Origin of the sequence: Photobacterium sp. TY1-4, from assembly GCF_025398175.1 — a bacterium.
In the GTDB taxonomy this organism is placed as follows: domain Bacteria; phylum Pseudomonadota; class Gammaproteobacteria; order Enterobacterales; family Vibrionaceae; genus Photobacterium.
This window is the reverse complement of sequence record NZ_CP099734.1, coordinates 2,849,833-2,871,421: the sequence shown is the minus strand read 5'-3', so window position 1 is coordinate 2,871,421 and position 21,589 is coordinate 2,849,833. Positions and strand designations below refer to the sequence as shown.

The 21,589-nt window shown below is 47.1% G+C and carries 17 protein-coding genes and 1 pseudogene; 12 read left to right on the top strand and 6 right to left on the bottom strand.

All coding sequences use genetic code 11. The features are described from left to right. Nucleotides 1–121 precede the first annotated feature (121 nt). Entirely contained in the window at nt 122–1,789 is a 1,668-nt protein-coding gene (gene ettA / locus NH461_RS13420) for an energy-dependent translational throttle protein EttA (RefSeq protein ID WP_261600835.1), read from the bottom strand. Between the two features lie 220 nt (nt 1,790–2,009). On the opposite strand from ettA, the gene sltY reads away from it, so the two are divergent. Together sltY and trpR are read left to right on the top strand one after the other, a co-directional pair. Beyond that, nucleotides 2,010–3,941, top strand: coding sequence for a murein transglycosylase (gene sltY, locus NH461_RS13415; RefSeq protein ID WP_315903226.1), 1,932 nt, complete (start codon nt 2,010–2,012; stop codon nt 3,939–3,941). Nucleotides 3,942–4,064: 123 nt separating this feature from the next. Continuing rightward, complete coding sequence (gene trpR, locus NH461_RS13410) at nt 4,065–4,385, top strand: trp operon repressor (RefSeq protein WP_261600834.1); 321 nt, start codon at nt 4,065–4,067, stop codon at nt 4,383–4,385. 79 nt (nt 4,386–4,464) lie between these two features. Here the strand turns inward: trpR and yjjX are convergent, their stop codons facing one another. From yjjX to NH461_RS13395, 3 genes are all read right to left on the bottom strand, one after another. Then, nucleotides 4,465–5,022 carry an inosine/xanthosine triphosphatase gene (gene yjjX, locus NH461_RS13405; RefSeq protein ID WP_261600833.1) on the bottom strand — a complete coding sequence of 186 codons (558 nt, stop codon included), beginning with the start codon at nt 5,020–5,022 and terminating at the stop codon, nt 4,465–4,467. Between the two features lie 67 nt (nt 5,023–5,089). Continuing rightward, a complete protein-coding gene (locus tag NH461_RS13400; RefSeq protein WP_261600832.1) occupies nt 5,090–5,728 on the bottom strand; it encodes a helix-turn-helix domain-containing protein in 639 nt (212 codons plus the stop codon). A 367-nt stretch (nt 5,729–6,095) separates the two neighbouring features. Beyond that, entirely contained in the window at nt 6,096–6,980 is an 885-nt protein-coding gene (locus tag NH461_RS13395) for a LysR family transcriptional regulator (protein WP_261600831.1), read from the bottom strand. 100 nt (nt 6,981–7,080) lie between these two features. Between NH461_RS13395 and NH461_RS13390 the strand changes: the two genes are divergently transcribed. The 8 genes from NH461_RS13390 to NH461_RS13355 all read left to right on the top strand — a co-directional run bounded on the left by NH461_RS13390 (nt 7,081) and on the right by NH461_RS13355 (nt 17,997). Next, nucleotides 7,081–7,752, top strand: coding sequence for an NAD(P)-dependent oxidoreductase (locus NH461_RS13390; protein ID WP_261600830.1), 672 nt, complete (start codon nt 7,081–7,083; stop codon nt 7,750–7,752). A gap of 79 nt (nt 7,753–7,831) precedes the next feature. Then, the gene (locus tag NH461_RS13385) at nt 7,832–9,511 is read left to right on the top strand and encodes an SWIM zinc finger domain-containing protein (RefSeq protein ID WP_261600829.1); all 1,680 of its coding nucleotides are present in this window, start codon (nt 7,832–7,834) and stop codon (nt 9,509–9,511) included. An 86-nt stretch (nt 9,512–9,597) separates the two neighbouring features. Further along, nucleotides 9,598–9,759, top strand: coding sequence for a hypothetical protein (locus tag NH461_RS13380; protein WP_261600828.1), 162 nt, complete (start codon nt 9,598–9,600; stop codon nt 9,757–9,759). Nucleotides 9,760–9,923: 164 nt separating this feature from the next. Next, a complete protein-coding gene (locus tag NH461_RS13375) occupies nt 9,924–10,850 on the top strand; it encodes a DUF4007 family protein (RefSeq protein ID WP_261600827.1) in 927 nt (308 codons plus the stop codon). Continuing rightward, nucleotides 10,847–14,281 (top strand): DUF6079 family protein, encoded by a 3,435-nt coding sequence (locus NH461_RS13370; RefSeq protein ID WP_261600826.1) that lies wholly within the window; start codon nt 10,847–10,849, stop codon nt 14,279–14,281. The genes NH461_RS13375 and NH461_RS13370 overlap by 4 nt, the downstream gene beginning before the upstream one ends. After that, complete coding sequence (locus NH461_RS13365) at nt 14,274–15,101, top strand: phosphoadenosine phosphosulfate reductase family protein (RefSeq protein ID WP_261600825.1); 828 nt, start codon at nt 14,274–14,276, stop codon at nt 15,099–15,101. Before NH461_RS13370 ends, NH461_RS13365 begins: the two co-directional genes overlap by 8 nt. Nucleotides 15,102–15,106: 5 nt before the next feature. Further along, complete coding sequence (locus NH461_RS13360) at nt 15,107–15,769, top strand: hypothetical protein (protein ID WP_261600824.1); 663 nt, start codon at nt 15,107–15,109, stop codon at nt 15,767–15,769. 2 nt (nt 15,770–15,771) lie between these two features. Then, nucleotides 15,772–17,997: a DNA sulfur modification protein DndB gene (locus NH461_RS13355; RefSeq protein WP_261600823.1), complete on the top strand. Its 2,226-nt coding sequence runs from the start codon at nt 15,772–15,774 to the stop codon at nt 17,995–17,997. A 72-nt stretch (nt 17,998–18,069) separates the two neighbouring features. On the opposite strand, the gene NH461_RS13350 is transcribed toward NH461_RS13355, so the two are convergent. Next, complete coding sequence (locus NH461_RS13350; RefSeq protein WP_261600822.1) at nt 18,070–20,091, bottom strand: DNA phosphorothioation-associated putative methyltransferase; 2,022 nt, start codon at nt 20,089–20,091, stop codon at nt 18,070–18,072. Nucleotides 20,092–20,114: 23 nt separating this feature from the next. Then, on the bottom strand, nt 20,115–20,648 hold the full coding sequence (locus NH461_RS13345; protein WP_261600821.1) for a hypothetical protein: 534 nt from the start codon (nt 20,646–20,648) through the stop codon (nt 20,115–20,117). A gap of 296 nt (nt 20,649–20,944) precedes the next feature. On the opposite strand from NH461_RS13345, the gene hipB reads away from it, so the two are divergent. Together hipB and NH461_RS13335 are read left to right on the top strand one after the other, a co-directional pair. Beyond that, the gene (gene hipB, locus NH461_RS13340) at nt 20,945–21,190 is read left to right on the top strand and encodes a type II toxin-antitoxin system antitoxin HipB (protein ID WP_261600820.1); all 246 of its coding nucleotides are present in this window, start codon (nt 20,945–20,947) and stop codon (nt 21,188–21,190) included. Next, nucleotides 21,190–21,567: pseudogene (locus tag NH461_RS13335) on the top strand (HipA N-terminal domain-containing protein); the annotation flags it as partial. The gene hipB and the pseudogene NH461_RS13335, both read left to right, overlap by 1 nt. Nucleotides 21,568–21,589: the final 22 nt, after the last annotated feature.

Below are 21,589 nucleotides of genomic sequence, written 5' to 3'. Positions count from 1 at the left end.
TCGCAAGATAGCGACAGAAAGCACAATTTTCTCCGGCATTAAAAAGGGCTGCCGAGGCAGCCCTGGTTCGCGTTTGATCTTGTTCGCGTTTGACCGTGTTGGCGGTCAAATGCCGTGCCGGTTATTTGGCAATCCGCTTGTACTTGATGCGGTGCGGCTCAGCAGCCTGCGCGCCCAGCGTTTTCTTCAGCCACTCGGCGTACTCGGTGTAGTTCCCTTCGAAGAAGTTCACCTGACCTTCATCACGGTAGTCCAGGATGTGGGTCGCGATGCGGTCCAGGAACCAACGGTCGTGCGAGATCACCATGGCACAGCCCGGGAATTCCAGCAGGGCTTCTTCCAGGGCACGCAGGGTTTCAACGTCCAGGTCGTTGGTCGGTTCATCGAGCAGCAGCACGTTGCCGCCGGCTTTCAGCAGTTTCGCCAAGTGGACACGGTTGCGCTCACCACCGGACAGCTCGCCGATGCGTTTCTGCTGGTCGCTACCTTTGAAGTTGAAGCGCGAGACGTACGCACGGGATTGCAGCTCGAAGTTGTTGATACGGATAATATCCGAACCTTCCGAGATCTCCTGGTAAACCGTGTTGTTGTCGTTCATGCTGTCGCGGAACTGCTCGACAGAGGCCAGTTTCACGGTATCACCCAGCTCGATAGAGCCGGCATCCGGTTGCTCGGAGCCGCTCAGCATCTTGAACAGGGTTGATTTACCGGCACCGTTGGCACCGATGATACCGACGATCGCCCCTTTCGGCACGCTGAAGGACAGGTCGTCAATCAGCACGCGATCACCGAACGATTTGGTCAGGTTGTTAACGTCGATGACCTTGTCGCCCAGGCGCTCACCCGGCGGGATGAACAGCTCGTTGGTTTCGTTCCGGCGCTGGTGGTCGGTGTTGGTCAGCTCTTCAAAGCGTGCCATACGCGCTTTGGATTTTGCCTGACGGCCCTTCGGATTCTGGCGAACCCACTCCAGCTCTTTCTCGATGGTCTTCTGGCGCGCTTTCTCTTGGGAGGCTTCTTGCTTCAGACGGGCATCTTTCTGCTCCAGCCAGGAGGTGTAGTTGCCTTCCCAAGGGATCCCTTCACCACGGTCCAGCTCCAGGATCCAGCCGGCAGCGTTGTCCAGGAAGTAACGGTCGTGCGTGATGGCAACCACAGTCCCGCTGTAATCAACCAGGAAGTGCTCCAGCCACGCCACAGATTCGGCATCCAGGTGGTTGGTTGGTTCGTCGAGCAGCAGCATGTCTGGTTTTTCCAGCAGCAGGCGACAAATGGCCACACGGCGACGCTCACCCCCCGACAGGTGTTTGATTTGGGCATCCCACTCCGGCAGGCGCAGGGCATCGGCCGCACGCTCCAGCTGGTTGTCCAGGTTGTGACCGTCTTTCGCGGCGATCAGGGCTTCCAGCTCGCCTTGCTCTTTGGCCAGCGCGTCGAAGTCCGCATCCGGCTCGGCGTACGCGGCGTACACGGCATCCAGGCGGGTCAGGGCGTGTTTCACATCATCCACGGCTTCTTCCACCACTTCGCGGACGGTTTTTTCTTCGTCCAGGACCGGCTCCTGCGGCAAGTAGCCGACATTCAGGCCCGGTTGCGGACGTGCTTCACCTTCGATATCGGTATCGATCCCGGCCATGATGCGCAGCAGAGTTGATTTACCGGAACCGTTCAGGCCCAGAACACCGATCTTGGCGCCAGGGAAGAAACTCAGGGAAATATCTTTCAGAATTTGGCGCTTAGGCGGGACGATCTTGCCTACGCGCGACATGGTATAGACGTATTCAGCCATATCCGTTTGCGATCTCTAAACTAAATGAAAGGGGTATTTTACCTGTTCTGGACATAAGTTTAACAGCTATGTTCATAATTAGCGGTTAAGATAAACACAGACTGCGCCGGGCCCGGCATCGCGGCAATGTTCAGGAACCGTGGTTCTGTTCAGGATGCCGCGCAGCAAAGGGCCAGCATGAACAGGATGTGTTGCCAGGAGCCGTAAGTAGGATGATGTTGTGATTTGCTTGATTACCCGTAAATTACTACCGATGGTTGTGATCTCGGTAGGTCTGTTAAGCGGTTCGACGGGGCTGGCAGCTTCGCTGGAGCAGCAGCGTGAATGGTATGAGCAAGCCGGGGAGGCGCTGAACCAGGAAGAGATCAGCCGCTACCGCCAGTTGCGCAGTAAGCTCGACGGCTACCCGCTGGTGCCGTACCTTGATTACCGTGACTTCTCCCGCCAGTTGTCGGAGAAAACCCCGGCCGAGGTGGAAGATTTTATTGCCAAGTACCAAAGCCTGCCGTTCAGCACCAGTATTAAGACCCGCTACTTGGAAAAGCTGGCCGAAGATGAACGCTGGCAGAACTTTATTGATATTCAGCCGATGCCGCCGGGCGGGGAAGTGCTGCGGTGTCATTATTACTATGCCCAGAGCAAGCTCGGCAATGCCGAGATGGCCTGGCAGGGCGCCGCCTCGTTGTGGCTGACCGGGAAATCCCTCAGCGATGCCTGCGACCCCTTGCTGAACAAATGGCAGGCGGCCGGACGCAGAACTAATACCCTGATCCTGGATCGGATGTTACTGGTGTTCGAAGAGGGGGAGCGCAGCCGCCTCAACTACCTCAATCGCCAGCTGTCTGGCAAGGGCAAGACCCGGGGCAGCGATGTGCTGGCGTTGTTTGATGCGCCGGAAAACGTCGCCGAGTTTGCCAAACGCAGCCGGGTGACGCCGTTTCACCAGAACCTGACGTTGCTGGCCTATAAGCGCCTGGTGCGAACAGATGTCCGCGAAGCGGTGGCGCAGTATGAGCGCACCATGGCCGGCCAGCATTTTCGCAAGCATAAGCGCCAGCAAATGGCGGATTACACCGCGGCCTGGCTGTTCTCGACCGACGATACAGCTCTGATCCAATGGCGTGACGACAAGCTGAAAACCAGCCAGAGCACCCGCCTGCTGGAGCGGCGGATCCGTATGGCGATCCGCGATGCCGACTGGAAAGCGGTTGCCCAGTGGCTTGAGCGTCTGCCGTCGGCGGCTCAGTCAACCCCGCGCTGGATCTTCTGGCGTGCCCGCCTGATGGCGCTGAGCGGCGATCAGCAGGGCGCGGATGAGGCTTATCGCTCGATCCTAGGGCAGCGGGACTTCTACAGCGCTGCGGCCGCCACGGTGCTGGGCAAACCCATCCTGTATCCGATCAAGAGTCCGGCCAAGCCGCGGGGCCTGATCAAGCAGTACGGCCAGACGCTGAGCCGGATCAAAGAATTGATCGCCATGGATAAGGAGTTCGCCGCCCGGCGTGAATGGCATTACCTGCTCGATGGCATGGACAGTGAGCAGGTGCTGATGCTGGCCACCTATGCGGCCGCCAATAAGTGGCATCACCTGGCGGTGCAGGCCACCATTTCCGGCCAGCTGTGGGATTACATTGAGTTGCGGTTCCCGATTGCCCATAAGTGGTGGTTCGACTTTTTCAGCAAAAAACGCGAGTTGCCGGCCACCACCATGATGGCGCTGGCACGTCAGGAAAGCGCGCTCAATGTCGATGCGGTGTCGCCGGTCGGGGCGCGTGGGCTGATGCAACTGATGCCGGCGACGGCCAAAGAGACTGCCCACAAGCTGGGCCGCAGCTATGAAGGCAAAGGCAGCCTGCTCGATCCCGGGGTGAATATTCGCCTTGGCAGCGGCTATCTGAAAATGATGCTGGAGCAATACGACAACAACCGGATTTTTGCCTTTGCCGCCTATAACGCCGGCCCCGGACGGGTGAAGCGCTGGCGGGCGGAAACCGACGGCGAGCTGGACGTGTACGCGTTTATCGAGGCGATCCCGTTTAACGAAACCCGGGGCTATGTGCAAAATATCCTGATGTTCGAGGTCTATTACGGTGATTTGATCGGCAAGAAAACCCCGCTGCTCAAGGCCAACGAGTTGTCGGCCAAGTACTAGGGGCGCGCGGTTGCGGGCTGGAATGGGCGTTGGGGTTGATCCGGAAGGCAGCATGGCTTGGTTGTCCTCCCGGATCAGGATAGAATCCGGGGCAGAGAACCATCCCTATTTGATGAGGTTGACATGTCTTCCACCCCAGAAACGCCCGATTTCACCGAGTGGCAGCAAGTGCTGGATATTTTCCGCCAGGCCACCGACGAGCAAAAAGATGAGCTGTTACTGAAATTGTTGCTGACCCCGGATGAGCGCAGCGTGCTGCTCACGCGGATCAACATTTTCCACGAATTGCTCAACGGTGAGCGCAGCCAGCGTAAAATCAGTGAACTGCTGGGGGTTGGGGTGGCGACGATCACCCGGGGCTCCAATGAGCTCAAGCACCATGACGACAGCACCAAAGCCTGGTTGTCTGAGCTGTTAAAAGCCCAGCACGTGCAGCAGGACTGAGCATCAAAACCAGCCTTCTGAAAAACACAAACCCTGCCACTTGGCAGGGTTTGTTGTTTCTGGCGTTGCGGGCCGGGATTTACGCCGACACGCCGGATGTTTCTTGGTCCTGGGCCCGGGCCGGGAACAACTCCGGATTGGTAAACGGGATCAGCGCCAGGATCAGCGCCTGCTGATACACCGAGCTGCGGCTCAGCTTGTGATTGGTCAGCATCGCAATCGCGCCGCCTTTTTGTTTCACATTGTGCTGGTTGAACATCTCATCCATCACATCGCCCAGCTCAAGTCCCTGATGGATTTTCTCCATCGCCGCCGGGGGCAGCGGCAGGGAAGCCGAGCGGGATTCGCCGCGCTGGTGATGGTTTTCGATCACCATCCAGGCAAAGGTATACGGGCCGTCGATCCCGGCCTCGATACTGACATAGTAATCGGCATCCGGCCTGGCACGGCGGGCATTGTCCACCCGGTTGCGGGCCCCGGCCAGGGTTTCGTCGGCGCACATGGGTTGGTCGCGCACGTTGCTGGCGACGCTCACCCCTTCAAAATCAAAGTTCAATTCGGGAAATACTTCGGAAAAAGCGTCAGCAACGGCAGCAATTTTGGCTGGATTCGCTGAGGCGACGATCACTGATAACATAAACTTACCTCCACCCCAGCTATTGTACGCACAGTCGGCGCGAAGTCACGCCGCTTGTGTCGGCGGGTTAGCGATCGTAAGCCCAGTCTGACTGGATGATGTAGCCGTGGATCTGGAATTCATCGTTGTTGACGAACAGGTTCGGGAAGTCCGGCTGTGAGGTCGAGAACACCACACCGTCGGCCAGTTGGGTCATGTGATAGAAATCCGGCTCGCTGCCGCGCACCGAGGCAAACACCGGCTGCTTCGGCCGATAGCTGGCTTTGCGGGTCGCCAGGGCATAGCTGCCGACCGGCGCGCATTGGGCGATGTTTTCATTGTCGACCAGCAGGCCCAGGCACTCGTCCCGATCCAGGTGATGCGGGATCGCCCGCTTGCTGACCACATCGACCGAGGCCCCCCGGGTGTAAGAGATGAAATCTTTACGGTGAATAATCGGAATATAGGTGCTGGTGGAGCCATTGGCCGATTCGCTGCTGATGGCTGTCGTCGCCTGCGTGCCGGTGTCGATTTGCCCGGTCAGCAGGTAGCTGATCGAGGTGTTCAACGTTTGGGCAATTTTTTCCAGCTCGCGGACTTCGATACCGTATTTACCGGACAGCTTGCGGCTCATGGTGCCTTGTTGCAAATTGAGCGCTTCACCGAGTTGTTTCTGGCTGATGCCCTGGACTTTCGCCAGGCGCTTAATTCTCTCTAAATATTCCATAATCTATCGCATCCTGCTCACAATGGTTCAATGCAAATCGCATTCGTAAAAGTTATAAAAGATTTTACTTAATACGACCTGAGAGGAAGCATCGGGACATCAAAAGTGCGATTGATTTCGTTAAAGGAATATACCTGCAGGTCATGATGGGTAAAAAACGGGACAAATTTCAAATGGAAAAATAAGCGCCATAAAAACCACAATGTTGAACAGCAGATCACTGTTTTGACATGTATCCAAATTTTGTTGCAAACAATCCGTTGCAAATCAGGGGAGTAGCGCGGGTGAAAAATGCCCGCCGCCGCGTGTTCAAATCATCAATTTATTGAAAACAATACCTTTTACACATGGTTTTTCAGGCTGGGCTTCACAGCGTCTGCGCCAGGAACTGAAATACCCGCTGAACCCGTAAGCTGGTTCTGAGCTCCTGATGACATACCAGCCACATCGACAGCGACAGCGGCGGACCGAACTGGGGAAATGCCCGGACCAAGTCGGACAGGCGGTCGCCGATATCCTCCGGCAGAAAGGTGATCCCGACATGTTGGCGGGCCAGTTCGACATGGAGCGGATGGAACTTGCTGATGACGGGGAAGTTCTCCGGCGACAGCTGCCAGCCGTGCTCCGAGAGGCGGTCGATCACCAGCGATGAGCGATCAAAGCCGATGAAATCGACCTGGCGGACTTTCTCGTCACCGTCTTGTCCCGGTACCGTGTCCAGATATTGCCCGGTGGCGTAGAACCAGACCGGGAGATCGCGGACTTTTTTGGCGATCAGCCCCGGCTGCCGGGGGCGAAAACTGCGAATGGCGATATCCGCTTCGCGGCGCTGGAGATCGCTTACCTCATTGGAGACCACCACTTCGATCTCGATCCCCGGCTCCAGTTGCCGCAGCTTGGCAATGATCGGCGGCAGGCGATACAGGGCGTCGATTTCACTGGCGGCGATGGCGACATTGCCCTGCAGCGACTGCGAGCGCCCGGTTGCGGCGAGTGACACCCGGCTGGCCGCCTCGCCCATCGGCTCGATATGGCTGAGCAGCTCGATGCCGTCTTCGGTCAGTTGCAGATGCTTGCCGATCCGCTCGAACAAGGTCACCCCCAGCGCCTGCTCCAGTGCCGAGACCTGCCGCCCCAGTGTCGTCTGGGCTAAATCCAGCGCCCGGGCTGCGGCTGAAAAGGAGCCTTCTTTGGCGGTGACTAAAAACGCTTTGGCGTGGTTCCAGTCAAAATCTATCGTTTTCCAGTTCATACAATTTTGTATAGGTGATGTGCGCATTTGGCTGATTACAGCCCACTATTGCATGGATATGATGGGCAGGCAAAGGCATTCACCCCAAGAGGAAGGACACATGAGTCGGATTTGCATTGTCGGCGCGTCGGGCAAGCTGGGCCAGTACATGATTGCGCATGCACTGGCCAAAGGCTATCAGATTCATGCCGTGTGCCGGGCGAAAAGCGTCGGCAAGCTGGCGAGATTCAAGGGGCAGATCAGCATCTATCCGGGCGATACCGATGACAGGGCCGTGATCCAACGCGCCGTGCAAGGCTGTGATGCGGTGCTGACCGTGCTGGTGCCCTGGGGCGTGTCGCAATACGCCACCCGGACCGCGCAGGCAGTGCTGGACTTTGCCGCCCCGCAGGCCCGGTTGATTTTCTCCTGCGGCTGGCACATCAGTAAAGACGGCAAGGACCACTACACCTGGCAGCTGAAAACCTTCGTTGCCATTTTCGGTTTTGTGGCGCGGCTGTTTCGCATTGCCGATCTGGCCGATCAGGTCCGCGCCTGCGACACCATTTTCAATAGCGAGCGCCGCTGGACCGTGGTGCGCGGCAGTGACCTGGAAGAAGGCCCCAGCCAGGGCCTGCCGATCTGGCGCGAACATGTCGGCGATCCGGCCTTAGCCAGCAACCTGACCCGCCGCACTGACTTTGCCCTGTTCATGGTCGCAGCGATCGACAACCCTACGTTGATCCACCAGGCCCCGGCAATTGTGGGGGCGGGGGAAAGGCACCGCGGTTGAGAAATCCTTGAAAACATTGCGATTGGTGTAGAATACGAGGTCGCGATAGTACGAACTCAAACTCAGAAGCAATGGATCAATGATGACTGACAAATCAGATCTTTTTATCGATATGGACGAAGTGCAGCAGCTTTGCGGCGCGACGACTTTTGCCAAAGGGGCTGATTTAGCGCTCTCCGGCGTGGTGCGCAATGTCAGTATCAACGGGGATGCAATTTCGGCGCTGGTGGATGGTTCTTACACCTATCAGGTCCAGGTCAATACAGGGAGCACTCTGGTCTGCTCCTGTACTTGCCCGGCAGCAGAGTATCAGGCCATGTGTAAACATGCAGTGGCTGTGGTGCTCACGGTGAGCGAAGTGGATGAGCAAACCGGGAGTGAAAGCGCGCTGATTCACGATCATCTCGCACAGCTGGAAAAAGATGAGCTTTTAGTGATGCTTATGGCTTATCTGGTTGAAGATCCCGCGGCGTGGAATCGACTGTTGACGAAAATTCGCCTCAGTGAGGAAACGCTGTCATATCGGGACCTTAAGTCAATGGTGACGACAGCCTTGCCCCGTTGCGAGATCTGGAGCTGGCGGGATATCGGTGATTACTTTGTGGATGCCGAGGGGCAACTGGACATGGTGTTTGACGCCGTGGATTCGTTGGCGGTGCCGCAGCAGTGGCAGCTGATGTATGACGTTGTAGAGCGGCTGAATGTCGTCCTTGAGCGTATTGACGACTCCTATGGGGCTCGTTTTGGTGTCGAGGCGCTCATCTGTCGCAAAATGCCGGAAGTTTTCGCCAGGTTAGACTGGTCTGAAAAGCAGAAAGCCCAGTGGTTGTTTGAACACCTGACACCTGATGAGTTTGATTTCTTTCCATCCATTGAAGAGCATTTCGCAGATGCATGGAAAGATAATCCGCATTACCTGGCGCTGTGTCGTGAGGCGATAGAGCGCAGTGATGTCAGAGATGAGTCCCCATGGCTGCTGCAAACTTACGTGAAGCCGTTGATCGATAGTGCGACAGATTGGCGGGAAGTTGCCGACCTGAAACAAAAAATCGCGACGCGGACGCATGATTATCTGGCAGTGTGCGAGATGTATCTGACACATGATGAGCCGTTGGATGCAGAGTATTGGCTGAGCAAGGCACGGCAATCGGCCTCAAAGTTCCAACTGGTGGATTGCGATCGGATGTCGGTCAAGATCCGCGTCCGGCAAGGCGAGCTAAAGCCGGCATGGCAGTTGGCCAATCAGATTTTTGAGCAGCACCCAAGTTTTCAGGAGTATCAACAACTGGCTCGGTTTAAAAAGACACACAATATTGAGGACGATGTATTCCTTGCCCGGGTTGAGCAGAAGTTTCAGGCAATTTACCGTCCCAGTAATTCCGGTTACATCTCCGGAGATAACGATGCGCTGGTTGAGTTTTACATGGATACCGGTGCGCTGGAGAAGGCTTGTGAGTGGGCGGCAGATCACCAGCTCAATGCGGATGTGCTGCTTGAGCTTGCTGATCGAATCGTCGATCAAAAGCCGCAGGAAACACTGAGCTATTACGTGCGTGTGGTCTCCGCCATGATTGAACAAACCAACAATGACGCCTACGAAAAAGCCATTAGTCTGTTGCAACAGCTGGAATCCCAGTTGCAAAACCATCCCAATACCCTGGCTGCTTTTTATGTCCAGGTCGAGCAACTGGCACAAACTTATAAGCGAAAGCGCAACATGCTGAAGCTGTTTCAAACCCATTATAACGATTATCTGTAAGCAACCTGCTGTGCTTGGCGCAGAGCGTATTGGATGTGCTGTCACTGATGGCCTTGAGGACACCAAAGCCGTGATTGAATCCATGATTGTCGCCAAATGGCAACCTGACCCGCCGAACCGACTTTGCCTTGTTCATGGTCGAAGCCATCGACAACCCGGCGCTGATCCACCAAACCCCGGCGATTGTGGGGGCGGGGGGAAGATTGGTACTGAAAAAACAGAGTATATTAACTGTCACTTTGTCATGATAGATCAAAGTATCACGAGGGTACTGTGTATTTGTACAGTTCTTTTTGCTAAAATTCTCTGTAACATACACAGATCGTCATTGAGAATTGAACTAGAGACGCGTTGTCTGGAAAGTAAACTGTTGACGGCTTTTAGCGTCTCTCTGTTTCTGTAAAGAGTCATTATGAAGTTTAACGAAAAAGATTGTGCTTTTGGGCGTCACGAAACGTTTCCACTTCGATTTAGTTGGTTGCCTAAGGGGTATCAAGAGTTCTCTCAAGACCCTGAAGTATTTGAATCCGACAACTCAACAGTGAAGCTAGGAGTTGGTAAAAACATGGTTTCATCCATTAAACACTGGATGAAAGCAACTCAGCTTTTAACGGATCAAAATCAATTGACTGAATATGCACACTTTATCTTTGATGAAGAAAGAGGATGCGATCCCTATTTAGAAGATGAAGCTACAATCTGGTTACTTCATTGGCTACTTTGTTCTAATCCAAACAACGCGACTACTTGGTTTTGGTTTTTTAATCAATATGTTAATGCCGATTTTGATGTTACCTCTATGCAATCAGCTTTAGAGGGGTTTGTTGACGGGCGGCATGTTTCGAAATCGCCTGCAAAAGCCACACTTAAATCAGATTGTGCTGTACTTTTGCGTATGTATTCTCAGTCAGATTCTTTGTCAAAAGTTGCGCTAGATGAAGCATTAGACTCTCCAATGTCTCTTTTGGGGCTTATCGATAAGCACTCGTCTAAAAGTTACTCAGCAGAATTAGATAATCGAGATGATATAGCTCTAGGTGTGTTTGGTTTTGCGTTTGCTCAGTGTGTGAATTGCCATATTGAGAACGACTCTAGAGGAACGATACCAACAAAAAGCTTGATGCTATGTACCGACAATGTTGCTGCTGTAGCGGCTACATTTCGAATGACAGAGATGTGCTTCATGACAAAGCTTGAACAGCTGCAAGAAAAGTACCCTCACTTATTTGAGATTCGAGAGACAGCAGGGATCTCTCAAGTATACCTTGCTCAAAATATAGAAAAATTGGATCCAATGAATTTCATCAAAGACCATTATCAAGAGGTGATTGAAGCATGAGCTTAAGTGATCACATCATCGTAAGATCGACTTATACTCGTTCAATCAACGTTGAACGTCATAAATCATCCATTGATAGTGTTATAGGCTATTTACCAACATCTAGAGCGATTAATACTCTAGAACGAGTTGCAGATACTTTTGTTGATGGTGAAAAGCCAAGATCGTGGTCACTCGTTGGGCCATATGGTTCGGGAAAGTCTGCTTTAGCTGTTTTTTTATCGGCGCTGTTATCCAGTCCTGATTCAGAACTGTTCCAAAAAGCTTATGAGAATCTATTTAACGTTAATAGTCAGTTAGCGCATCAGTTTAAAGACGAAGTGTACAATGCTTCGGGCTATTTGCGAGTGATGATTAGTGGCTCATCAGAGTCGCTAGGTTCTCGTATTGTGAAAGGTCTTTTTGCTAGTGCTGAAGAACTCTGGAGTAACCGTAAAGGTAAGAATCCTGCGATTGTTCAATTGCTTGAAATGGCTGCAGAGGAAAAAAACATTTCGGCTGCTGACATAGTCGAACTTATCAGTTCACTTCAAGATACTCTAGCTAAGAGTGGTAGTGATGCCCCTAAGGGCATAATACTAGTTATTGATGAACTAGGTAAGTTTCTTGAGTACGCTTCTAGGCACGAAGATAACAATGATCTTTTCGTTCTTCAGGCTATCGCTGAACATGCCCAACAGCATCATGAAGTTCGTTTGCTTCAGTTCGTCATGTTGCATAAGTCATTTGATCAGTATGCACAAGGGCTTACGGAGCAAGCGAAGAACCAATGGTCAGCGGTACACGGGCGATTCGAGGAAATCCCTTTTATTGAAAATACTGAACAGGTATTGCGTGTTGTCTCTAGGGCAATAGAGCAAGCAAGTGAGGTCAGTAGTTCTTTACCGCTTAAAGCTAAAATCGAAGGTATAGTTACTTCGCTGGAAGCAGAGGCTGCACTTCCTTCATTATTGGCACGTGAAGATGCAGTTAAGCTCTTTGCTGACTGCTATCCTCTTCATCCTTGCAGTGCACTTTTATTGCCATATTTATGTCAACAAGTTGCACAAAACGAGCGTACACTATTTAGTTATCTGGGCAGCACTGAGCCTTATGGCTTTCAGAGTATGCTTGACTCGTTGACTAGTCTTGGTGATTTGATTTATCCAAGCGACATATATGATTACTTTATATCAAACCAATCGACTGTTTTGGGAGATTTCCAAACACAAAGAAGGTGGGTTGAGGTAGTCACAGCTGTTGAAAGGTTAGGCGATGCGCCTTTAGTAACTATTAAGTTACTTAAGACAATTGGTGTCTTTAATATTGTTGGTGCTAAAGGCGGGTTAAAGGCATCAGAAGCTCTTTTGCGTTCTTGTTTTGTCGATGGTGATTTTGATGTTGCGCTAACAGAGCTTCTTGATAAGTCAATTATCACACACAGAAAATTTAACAACGAGTATCGAGTTTGGCAGGGTAGTGACTTTGACTTGCAAGAAGCGTTAGCTAATGAAATTGCAAAAATGCAAGGTTTTCCGTTAGCAAATGAATTAACTAAAACTAGTCCATTATCACCGATTGTTGCTCGTAAATACACGATACAAACAGGTACTCTGCGTTATTTCCAACCAGTGTATTCTGACTCATCTTCTGTACTAAAAGATATTGAAGCTGATGATCACGCTAAGATTATCTTTTATCTAAGTAGTGAAGGTGAAGTGAGATCAAGTAAGCTTAAGGAAGCAATCAAAGCACTCAATGGAGCGAACATCCTGTGTGTTGTTGGTAATAGTGCATTACTTGCTAACGTAACTGCGGAAATTAAGGCTTACAATCGCATTAAAACGTGTCCAGAAGTAAACCAAGATCCTATTGCAAAGAAAGAGCTAGAAGTAAACTTAGCTGCAGCGTTATCTAATCAGCGTCAGTTACTAAATGAATTTCTATACAATCCTGAGGATTCAAATTGGTACTCTAATGGTAGAAAGTTATCCATCAATTCTAAGCGTGACGTTCAGCGTGCTCTTTCAAAGGCTTTAGATACAGAGTTTAGTGCGACGCCTCTAATATTCAATGAGTTAATTAATAAAGATAAGCCTTCATCTCAAGCTGCATCTGGCCGCACAAAACTTATGAAAGCAATGCTAAGCGCGTCAAAGCTTGAGAACTTAGGTATTGAGAAGTTTCCACCTGAAAAAGCTATGTATATGGCTATTTTTAAGGAGCATAAGCTTCATGTTAAGGGAGGGGAGCACTTTGAGTTTCAGGCGCCACCTCTAGGTTCTCTTTTCGATGTATGGGATAGAATATCTACTTTTCTCGAGTCTACAGAGCATAAGCCGAAATCATTTGTTGAATTAACAGAAGAACTAACTAAAGCTCCTTATGGTGTGAAGTTAGGTTTGCTACCTATTTTTTATCTATATGCCTATTTAGTGTACAACGATGATATTGCACTCTATGAGGAGGGTAAGTATCAGCCTGTAATGACTGAAGAGCAGATAGACCGGTTCATAAAACGTCCAGATTTATTTACGTTTCAGTTATATAAAATTGAAGGCCTAAATGCATCACTAGTTAATGCATATAGTGAAGCGTTATATAACGGTAAGAATAAGAATAGAAAAGTCATTAACTTAGCTCGACCTCTAGTTAAATTTTTTGATGAACTACCTGAAATTACACAGGCGACGAGGTCAGCAAGTCTGCTGAGTAAGAAGTCCGTAGATGTACGAGAATCAATCAAAATGTCAAAGTCGCCAGAGAGGTTGATTTTTGAAGACCTACCTAAGGCGCTTGGCTTTGGTTCGTTAAGTTCTGATGATTCAGTTGACTCAAAGGCGTTTAGCGCGAGTTTGTATTCAGTGCTAAGAGAGCTCAAGTCAGCTTATCCTAAGCTACTAGACGAACAAGCGACAGCACTCTCATCTCAACTATATGATGGTAAAGAGTACGAGCTTAATGAACTGCGGAATAGCATGAGAGGGCAGTACTCTTTAGTTGAACACTTGGCGAACGGTCCTACAAGAAGCTTTGTTAAAAGCTTATTGGATACAAAAGGAAGCGATGAACAATGGCTGGAAAATATACTAATTAGTCTAAGTAGAAAGCACCCTAGTAAATGGAAAGATCAAGATCTTGCAAAAGCAGAGGCTACGCTGGCGGACTTGAGTCGTCGTTTACGAGAGTTACAAGCAATTGCTCAAGAAAAAAATCGTCAGCTTGCTGGCAAACACGAGAGCGAATTCGAAGTTATTTTGCTTCGTTCAATCAAGCAAAGTACTGAGCCTAAAGAGAAAGTTGTCACAATCAACAAGAGTGAGCGAAAGATTATTGATGAGTATGTAGAGGCTTTACGTGAGAAAATTAACACTCTCGATCCACATACCCGAATGGCTGTGCTGGCACAGTTAATTGATTTTGAACTACCAGAAGGGCAGAACAATGAGTAACAAAATTTCGTTAAAAGAGGCTATAGAGCGTAAAAATGCTCGTCATGTCATTGGTATTTCTGGTGGTAAAGATAGTGCGGCGCTAGCTATATATATTCGAAATAATTATCCAGAAATCCATGAAAAAGTTGAGTACTTCTTCACAGATACGGGAGCGGAGCTGGAAGAGGTTCTTGATTTTATAGATAATCTTGAGTCGTACCTTGGTAAACCAATTGCGAGACTTTCAAGTGAGAAACCTTTTGAGCATTGGTTAAAAGTCCACAATGACTACTTACCATCACCTCGTCAGCGTTGGTGCACGGTCAAGCTGAAGCTAAAGCCATTCGAGGAGTTTGTTGGGGACGATGAAGTTATCAGCTATGTTGGAATTCGTGCCGACGAAAATCGAGAAGGTTACGTGAGTCAAAAGGATACCATTAGTGCGGTATTCCCATTTATCGAAGATGGCTTAGTTCGTGAAGATATCTTTCAAATTCTCGAGGATACCGTTGGTATTCCTAATTACTACGAATGGCGCAGTCGTTCAGGATGTTATTTCTGCTTTTTCCAAAGGCAAGATGAATGGTTAGGTCTTAAACGTAACCACCCTGAATTGTTTGAGAAAGCGAAAGAAATTGAGCAAGAGTCTGGCAACGGTTATACCTGGGTGCAAGGAAAAACTCTGGATGAAGTAGTAGCACATGCAGAAAAACGAGAAAAAGAAAAGGGTATTATCTTCAAAACATCTTCAACGTCGGAAGAAAAGTGGCAAAAGGTTCTAGCCAATATGGAAGAAGATGATGCTGATGATCAAGCATGCATAATTTGTAGTTTGTAGTGAAAATGTCGTCAAAAAAATATAAATGGAACAATTTATCACGTGTCCCTGAAGCTGAAGGAGTGTATGCATGGTATTTACCATTAAAAATCAGCAGTAAGGATATATCAATACTTATTGATAAAGTGAATAAAAATAAAGCAGAGGGCCTTGATACCTCTGCTAAACAAGACATTAAAGAATTTATAGAAGGAAAAATACTGAATTTCTATAATGAGGAACCTTACGATGTGAGTCTCGATGGAGCGTTAAAACCTAAATATAAAGGTAAGGTGCAACATATTCCTACAATATCTGATTCTCTAGTACAACGGCTTTACGATGATCCTCCTAGGTTAATTGAAATTGGGCAGGTTTTGATCTCAACAGCACCTAACTTTGCGAGCCCTATTTATATTGGAATGGCTAAAAACTTAAAGTCTAGGATTAGAAAACATCAATCTTTGATACAAAAGTATGCATCAAGAGATTATATTGCTTTAGATGGGCAATCTCTATCGGATGAAGATAGAAGAGATCATAATTTTGCAGCTCGTGTTGTAGCTCGTGGTATTCCAGAAACAAATATGTTTGTTTTTATTCAAGAGATCTCTACGGAAATAGATACTTACAAAGATATAGAAAATTTATTAAACAGAATTAACTATCCAGTGTTAGGGAAAAACTGATTATGACATATGGTTACGAACCAGAGAGTGCTTTAACGCTTCCGCTAAGTGGAACATGCGGCTCTTTTAGAGCAGGAACAAAAGACAATACTGTAGAAGTAAAGTATTTATTGACTCATGTAAGCCTTGATCCTAACTCATCTCAAGATAAAGCTTTATTAAAAGAACTAGCACCATTTAGAGAAATTTTTGATTTTAAAGACCTGAAGTTTGATGAGCTAATGCAGCGTGATATTGATGACTCTAGGGTTTCACACAAACTTATACCTTACATACTAGATAGTAAGAACCATGCTGCTGTAAAGTTTTTTCCCCCTATTGTTGTTTTGCTGTTACCAATTGAGGCGGAAAGCATCAAGCCTGCTAAGTATTATGATAAAGTCGTAACGGCAAAGCATCCTCTCAAAGAAGTTAAAGGTATAAATAAGTGGCATGTTCTACGCTCGGGTGAGGTCGGCGAAGAAGTTTTCCAGTTTGAACAACCAATATTGTTTAATGAAGACCCGGATGAGCATAGTTTTGTAAAGCTTAGAGTTAATCCACAAAAGAGTAAGCTTGTCATTGTTGATGGTCAGCATCGTGCTATGGCGCTTTTAGCACTTCATCGAAATACACAGAATGGTTGGGATAGTAAAGCAAAGGATGCATTTCAGCAATATTATGAAGAGTGGACTCCTGATATTATTAATAGCTTCGACCTATCTTCAGTAAAGCTGCCTATTATTCTTTGTACAATCCCAGACTTGGATACAGAATATCAAGGAGACTTTGATCTTCAAAAAGCGGCACGTTCAATATTTTTGACTTTGAACCAAACTGCACAGCCTGTATCTAATTCTCGGAATCTATTATTAGATGATAATGACTTAATAAGCTCATTCTTAAGGGGGTTCTTAGCAGTAATCAAGCAAAGAGATATTCAATCAGATAGCTCGTTTAGAATTTCAAATGTCGAGCTAGATCAAGTAGAAAACAAAGTTAAGCTTCAAAGCACTACTGCGTTTACTGGTGTCCAGCATCTCTACTATATAATCGAGCATCTTCTATTGGATAGTGGTGATGTTGAAGGAATATCTGCAAGGTCAGGTCGTTTTAAAAGTAGGAAAACTGATGGATATATTAATGGCTTAAAAGCAAGGCTTAATTCAGCAGATGTTCTTGGTTCTGATGTTGATGCTACAATTAAACGAGATTCATTTAGTTCAGAAGTTGAGGCCGTATTATTAAAGCAGTTTGAGGCGATATATGGTCAATACATCAGAAAAATACTTGAAACGTTTTTTCCATATTCTTGTCATTGTGATGCAGTTCTTAAATTGCGTACGTGTGTTGAAGAGGGTGGAGATACGACTATTAAGTCTATATTCTTTGATGGTCAAGGAGTAGCTAAAGTTTTTGAAAAGCATAGGGATGAACTTAATCAGAAATATGCTGATACACCCTCTAAAGAGCTTCAAGAGCTGTTAGAGCGAGTTAATAATAAATCGCGAGCTGTAGAAAATCATGCAGAAGATTTTAAAAAAATTCGTTTTGATAATTATGTAAAGCCAATTCAAGATAAAAGTAAGCTTTATGATGAAGAGAAAAACTTCAGTGCTCAAGTGAGAGATATTATCCTCTCAATATTTGACAACACATATACAACTATCGCTTTTCAAAGTGCATTAGTTTGTTCATTTTTTATGGCATTAGAGCAAGCGAATGATGAACTTGATATAAGTGGTGATTTAGATGTGACCGAAGAATTAGATAACTACATTGCAAATGTTAACTCGTTCTTTTCACCTGATACTTTTAGTCGATTAAAACGCGTAGTTTCAGTTTTGTTCGGAAAAATGGAAGGTTCCGATGCGTCTAGCTTGAAGTTTATACAAAGTAGTTCAGATTCTTTCAGGGGGGTTGTCTGTAGGTCAGAAATGCAACCTGACTTATGGCCAAAATACCGCTATCTATTTTTAGAAATCTGGGAGCCAATTTCAGCTAGCTTAAAAGAGCATGTTAATAAGGAAGCTAGAGATTGTAGAGCTCTTGTTTTTGAAGGTTTGTATAATGATTCTCTTAAGAAATATATTAAGCAGCATATGAAAACGGCTGTGGAAATATCTCATAAGGAACGTTTAAAAATATTTGATGAATGCTTCAAAGCTCATAAGGAGTTTTTAAAGAACCTAACAGGAAATGTTGGCATATTAGATGAGGATGACCTGAAAAAACGTGTTGGGCTATGAGTTCATTCGTCGGGTGGATTGTATGACGGTGTGATGAGTTACCATTGGTAACTCATCATTTTTAATTTATCTTTACTTGCTAGCAAGAGTGTACCCCGCTATTTTTTTATTTTCATTGTTAAGCAATGTTATAAACTTAAATCTTGTTATCGTCTCCTCACAACTATATGTGAAGTTTAACAACTTAGACAGCCGCTTATCAAAACTTAGCTGCTCCTTATATTTTTCATGGCATTGTGCCATATATAGGTGTTTGTTGAGTAGTGGAGGACGGCGGTTTTCATCCACGTAGTCAAAGAAATCGATATCCTGCTCGGCCATTTTTATTTTGATGCGTTCTTTGAGGAAGGGGACTGATTTCTCATAGTCATCGTAAGCTATTAGGGTAAGTTTGCCTGAGGTGATATGAATTTTGATGAGATCAATGAACTCATCCAACTCACCATAGATTTGAAGTCCGGCGCCAACGTAGACTCGTAGAAGCAGTGGCAAGTCATCAAGGTAGCCTTTATGAAAGATGAGCGAGTGGCCTGGGTTCAATAAACTTGCAGGTAGCTGCGAATAAGCTTTCTCACACTGCTGTTCAATGAGTTCTATATCTGCAATTGCAAAGAGAAGTTCGGTGGCTAGGTTGATGGCTGTTTTGTAGTCACCAAACAGTGCCTTTATGTCTCTCTTTAGTGGTTCTGGTTGCTGGGTATAGGGCTTACGCTTCTCGAACAGGCCCATAGCGAAGTAGAGTAATAAATCTTCTTTGCGGCGTTTCTCTGCCTGTTGAAACTCGTTTGTATCGTAAAGCTCACTGAGCAAGCTGAAGACTTTCTTGTGCGAGCCAATCAGATCATGAACTTGTTCTGAGTTCTCAAACTCATCATTGGCGGGTATGCGTCCGAGCTCTAGGCAGGTATTCCAAAAGTCACTGAATAGCGGTTGATTTTGGGTAATCACGAGTCTTGCTTTGTCTTTAGCTTCAACTGGCGAAGGGGAGGTCAGTTGCTGCCATGTGCGGTGACGCTTGTATTTGTTTTGTAAGTATTGTTGCTCTTCTAATTTATCTTTGAAAATGTAGAAAATGCCAGGTGCGAGAGCGATGACATCGTCTTGTAAACTACGCTCAATGTACGCTTTGATTTCTGATTGCGCATAGTATTTTTGGAACGTGTTGCGAGAGGTAATGATGCCGTCTTTGTATGGCTTGAATTGTGATATGTAGCTATCGTTTGCGAGCATAACGGACACGACCAGTAACTTTTCGGTTAGCTCCCAAGCCCCCAACAATGCATCTAAACGTTCGTCTTGATCTTCAATAACGTTGAGTACAAATCCTAAATTAATGATATCAGAGTTAATTTTTTCGTTATCAGGGCAAAAGTTAGGATCCCAACCAAGCGCATCCAGCCCGTGTGCTTCTAACTCTCTCAGATCATCACCTCGGCCGCAGCCATAGTCAAAAATAGAGTAGGAACCTTCAAGGTAACCATGTTTGACCAAAGTTTTCATCGGAGCTGAAAGCTCATGGCGGACAATGGCTGTTTTATGTCGCTCGATCCCTGATTCATCTGTGGGAGGGTTTACGGCTGAACTACGAAATAAACGACCATCGACAAGCTCATAGCCATGTCGAGTGATGAGGGTTTCCCACGAACGTTTGAAGCCAATTAGTCGACTATTTTCATAAAGGCCGGCATTTTCGCCTTCTTGGGTGAGTGATACGAAATGTTCATAGTGTTTGTTATCCGGCAGCACCATGGTTTCTTTACGATGAAGGATAGGAGGATTCTCCGATTCATCATAGCGGGTCATTTTGTGGGTGAGTTTGGAAAGATCAACATTCAAACTCTGTGTCAAAGCGGGGTATGAATCTGTATAAAAATCAGGGTAGTGTAGAAGAGACAGGCGAAATTCATTTTTAAAGAGTTTCACTAAATTCCACTGTGATTCATCAAGCTTTAGTGCTTTCGCTACTGCTGGAATGAATGTTACTAAATGGCCAGGAAGTGCTGGAAACGCATCTCGATGTAAGTAGATGGCATCTGGTAGTTGCTTACCGATGGCTACCTGCGAGATGAGCTCTGAGAATAGTTTCGCGTCCATGACTTTGCCTTATCTATTTGTATCTATTCATTATAATGATGGAATAATCTCTTTGCGGCGTCTCCTTGCCCACTTTTCTTGTTTACGCGTATCCCGTCGCGACGAGGTGTACGGATGAGGGCGTAGTGAGATTGCTCAGGTCCAATGCTGATATGGATTGGTTTGTCTTTTCCATAGAAATAGAGGCGATCAAAAGGAAGGGTGTTGACGATGAAATTGGCAATCTCATCCATTTTCTGTCGGTAGTCCTCAACGTAGAAATCACATGATGCGCCATCGCGCTTACAAATCCTATTTCCTCGAGTGTTACGTTCCATTGAGGCGTGTTGATCAATTTCAGGCGCCATGTCCCCAGGGCTGTGTTTGAGGATATGCCTTAGAAACTCGGCACTTGTAAAGCCGTATGTGATAGATATCCTCCCAAATTTCTGTTCGATTGGAGAGAGGATATCTGCACAGAGTTGTTCAAGTTGCGCTAACGATTGGTGGTTTGCCGAATTCGTCAAAACATAGCTTGTATGCTTTTGCTGATGCCAAGTCAGGAGTCTGTCTAACACGTTAGGATAGCCATCATTATCGAATCTAGTATTCAATTTAGCTTATTTTTCTTGTAAGAAAGGGGAACATTTTCGCACTCTATTGAAGTTAGATGAAGCTAATGAAACTTCAAACGTATGGGGAGAATCACTGATAGCGAATGAAGTCGATAGGACCCGTATCCCCTAATAGGGATACTGAATATTTTATCCTCACTAGGGGATATAACCTTGTTAATCCCCACTAGGGGATATATCCTTAGATATCCCTGATGAGGGATAAATTGGAAGGGCATAGAGTGATGAGGTATTGATGTATGATTTATAACTCACGGCAGTTAGCCAATCATCTCAAGCTAATGAGAACGAGAAAACACTTAACCCAAGCGCAATTAGCAAAGCGCGTTGGTATCAAACAATCGACTCTGTCTAATTTTGAAACGAACCCTGAAACGACTCAGTTACAAACTTTTTTTAAGATAATTCAGGCGCTTGAAGTGGACTTGGAAGTTCGTGAACGCCAGAAAGAAGTAAAACCTCAAATTGATGACGAGGTTTGGTAATGGCGTCGTTGATTGCATATATGAATGGTGAATGTGTTGGGAAGTTGATCAAGCTCGCTGATGGCGCTCATCACTTTCAATATGCCGAAGAGTGGATAGAAAGCCCAAGAGGAAGGCCTTTGTCTCTGTCTTTGCCGCTTCAGTATCAAAAGCTCACTTCAAATTGTGTTATCAACTATTTTGATAACCTTTTACCAGATCTGAATGAAATCAGGGATCGTATCGTTGCTCGCTACAATGCCGATTCAAGGCAAGCGTTTGACCTGTTGAAACAAGTCGGTAAAGACAGTGTTGGTGCCATTTCACTACATATGCCAGAAGAGCGTCCCGCTCCAAAACAGCTGGAATATGAAGTATTAGATGACCGCAGATTAAAGGATGAATAGCCACCGACTTGAT

Coding starts and splice junctions, on each gene's coding strand:
- yjjX (WP_261600833.1), bottom strand. CDS start 5,022: ATGTTATCAGTGATCGTCGCCTCAGCGAATCCAGCCAAAATTGCTGCC.
- NH461_RS13360 (WP_261600824.1), top strand. CDS start 15,107: ATGTCGTCAAAAAAATATAAATGGAACAATTTATCACGTGTCCCTGAA.
- NH461_RS13385 (WP_261600829.1), top strand. CDS start 7,832: ATGATGACTGACAAATCAGATCTTTTTATCGATATGGACGAAGTGCAG.
- NH461_RS13355 (WP_261600823.1), top strand. CDS start 15,772: ATGACATATGGTTACGAACCAGAGAGTGCTTTAACGCTTCCGCTAAGT.
- NH461_RS13370 (WP_261600826.1), top strand. CDS start 10,847: ATGAGCTTAAGTGATCACATCATCGTAAGATCGACTTATACTCGTTCA.
- trpR (WP_261600834.1), top strand. CDS start 4,065: ATGTCTTCCACCCCAGAAACGCCCGATTTCACCGAGTGGCAGCAAGTG.
- NH461_RS13390 (WP_261600830.1), top strand. CDS start 7,081: ATGAGTCGGATTTGCATTGTCGGCGCGTCGGGCAAGCTGGGCCAGTAC.
- ettA (WP_261600835.1), bottom strand. CDS start 1,789: ATGGCTGAATACGTCTATACCATGTCGCGCGTAGGCAAGATCGTCCCG.
- NH461_RS13350 (WP_261600822.1), bottom strand. CDS start 20,091: ATGGACGCGAAACTATTCTCAGAGCTCATCTCGCAGGTAGCCATCGGT.
- NH461_RS13400 (WP_261600832.1), bottom strand. CDS start 5,728: ATGGAATATTTAGAGAGAATTAAGCGCCTGGCGAAAGTCCAGGGCATC.
- NH461_RS13365 (WP_261600825.1), top strand. CDS start 14,274: ATGAGTAACAAAATTTCGTTAAAAGAGGCTATAGAGCGTAAAAATGCT.
- NH461_RS13395 (WP_261600831.1), bottom strand. CDS start 6,980: ATGAACTGGAAAACGATAGATTTTGACTGGAACCACGCCAAAGCGTTT.
- hipB (WP_261600820.1), top strand. CDS start 20,945: ATGATTTATAACTCACGGCAGTTAGCCAATCATCTCAAGCTAATGAGA.
- NH461_RS13375 (WP_261600827.1), top strand. CDS start 9,924: ATGAAGTTTAACGAAAAAGATTGTGCTTTTGGGCGTCACGAAACGTTT.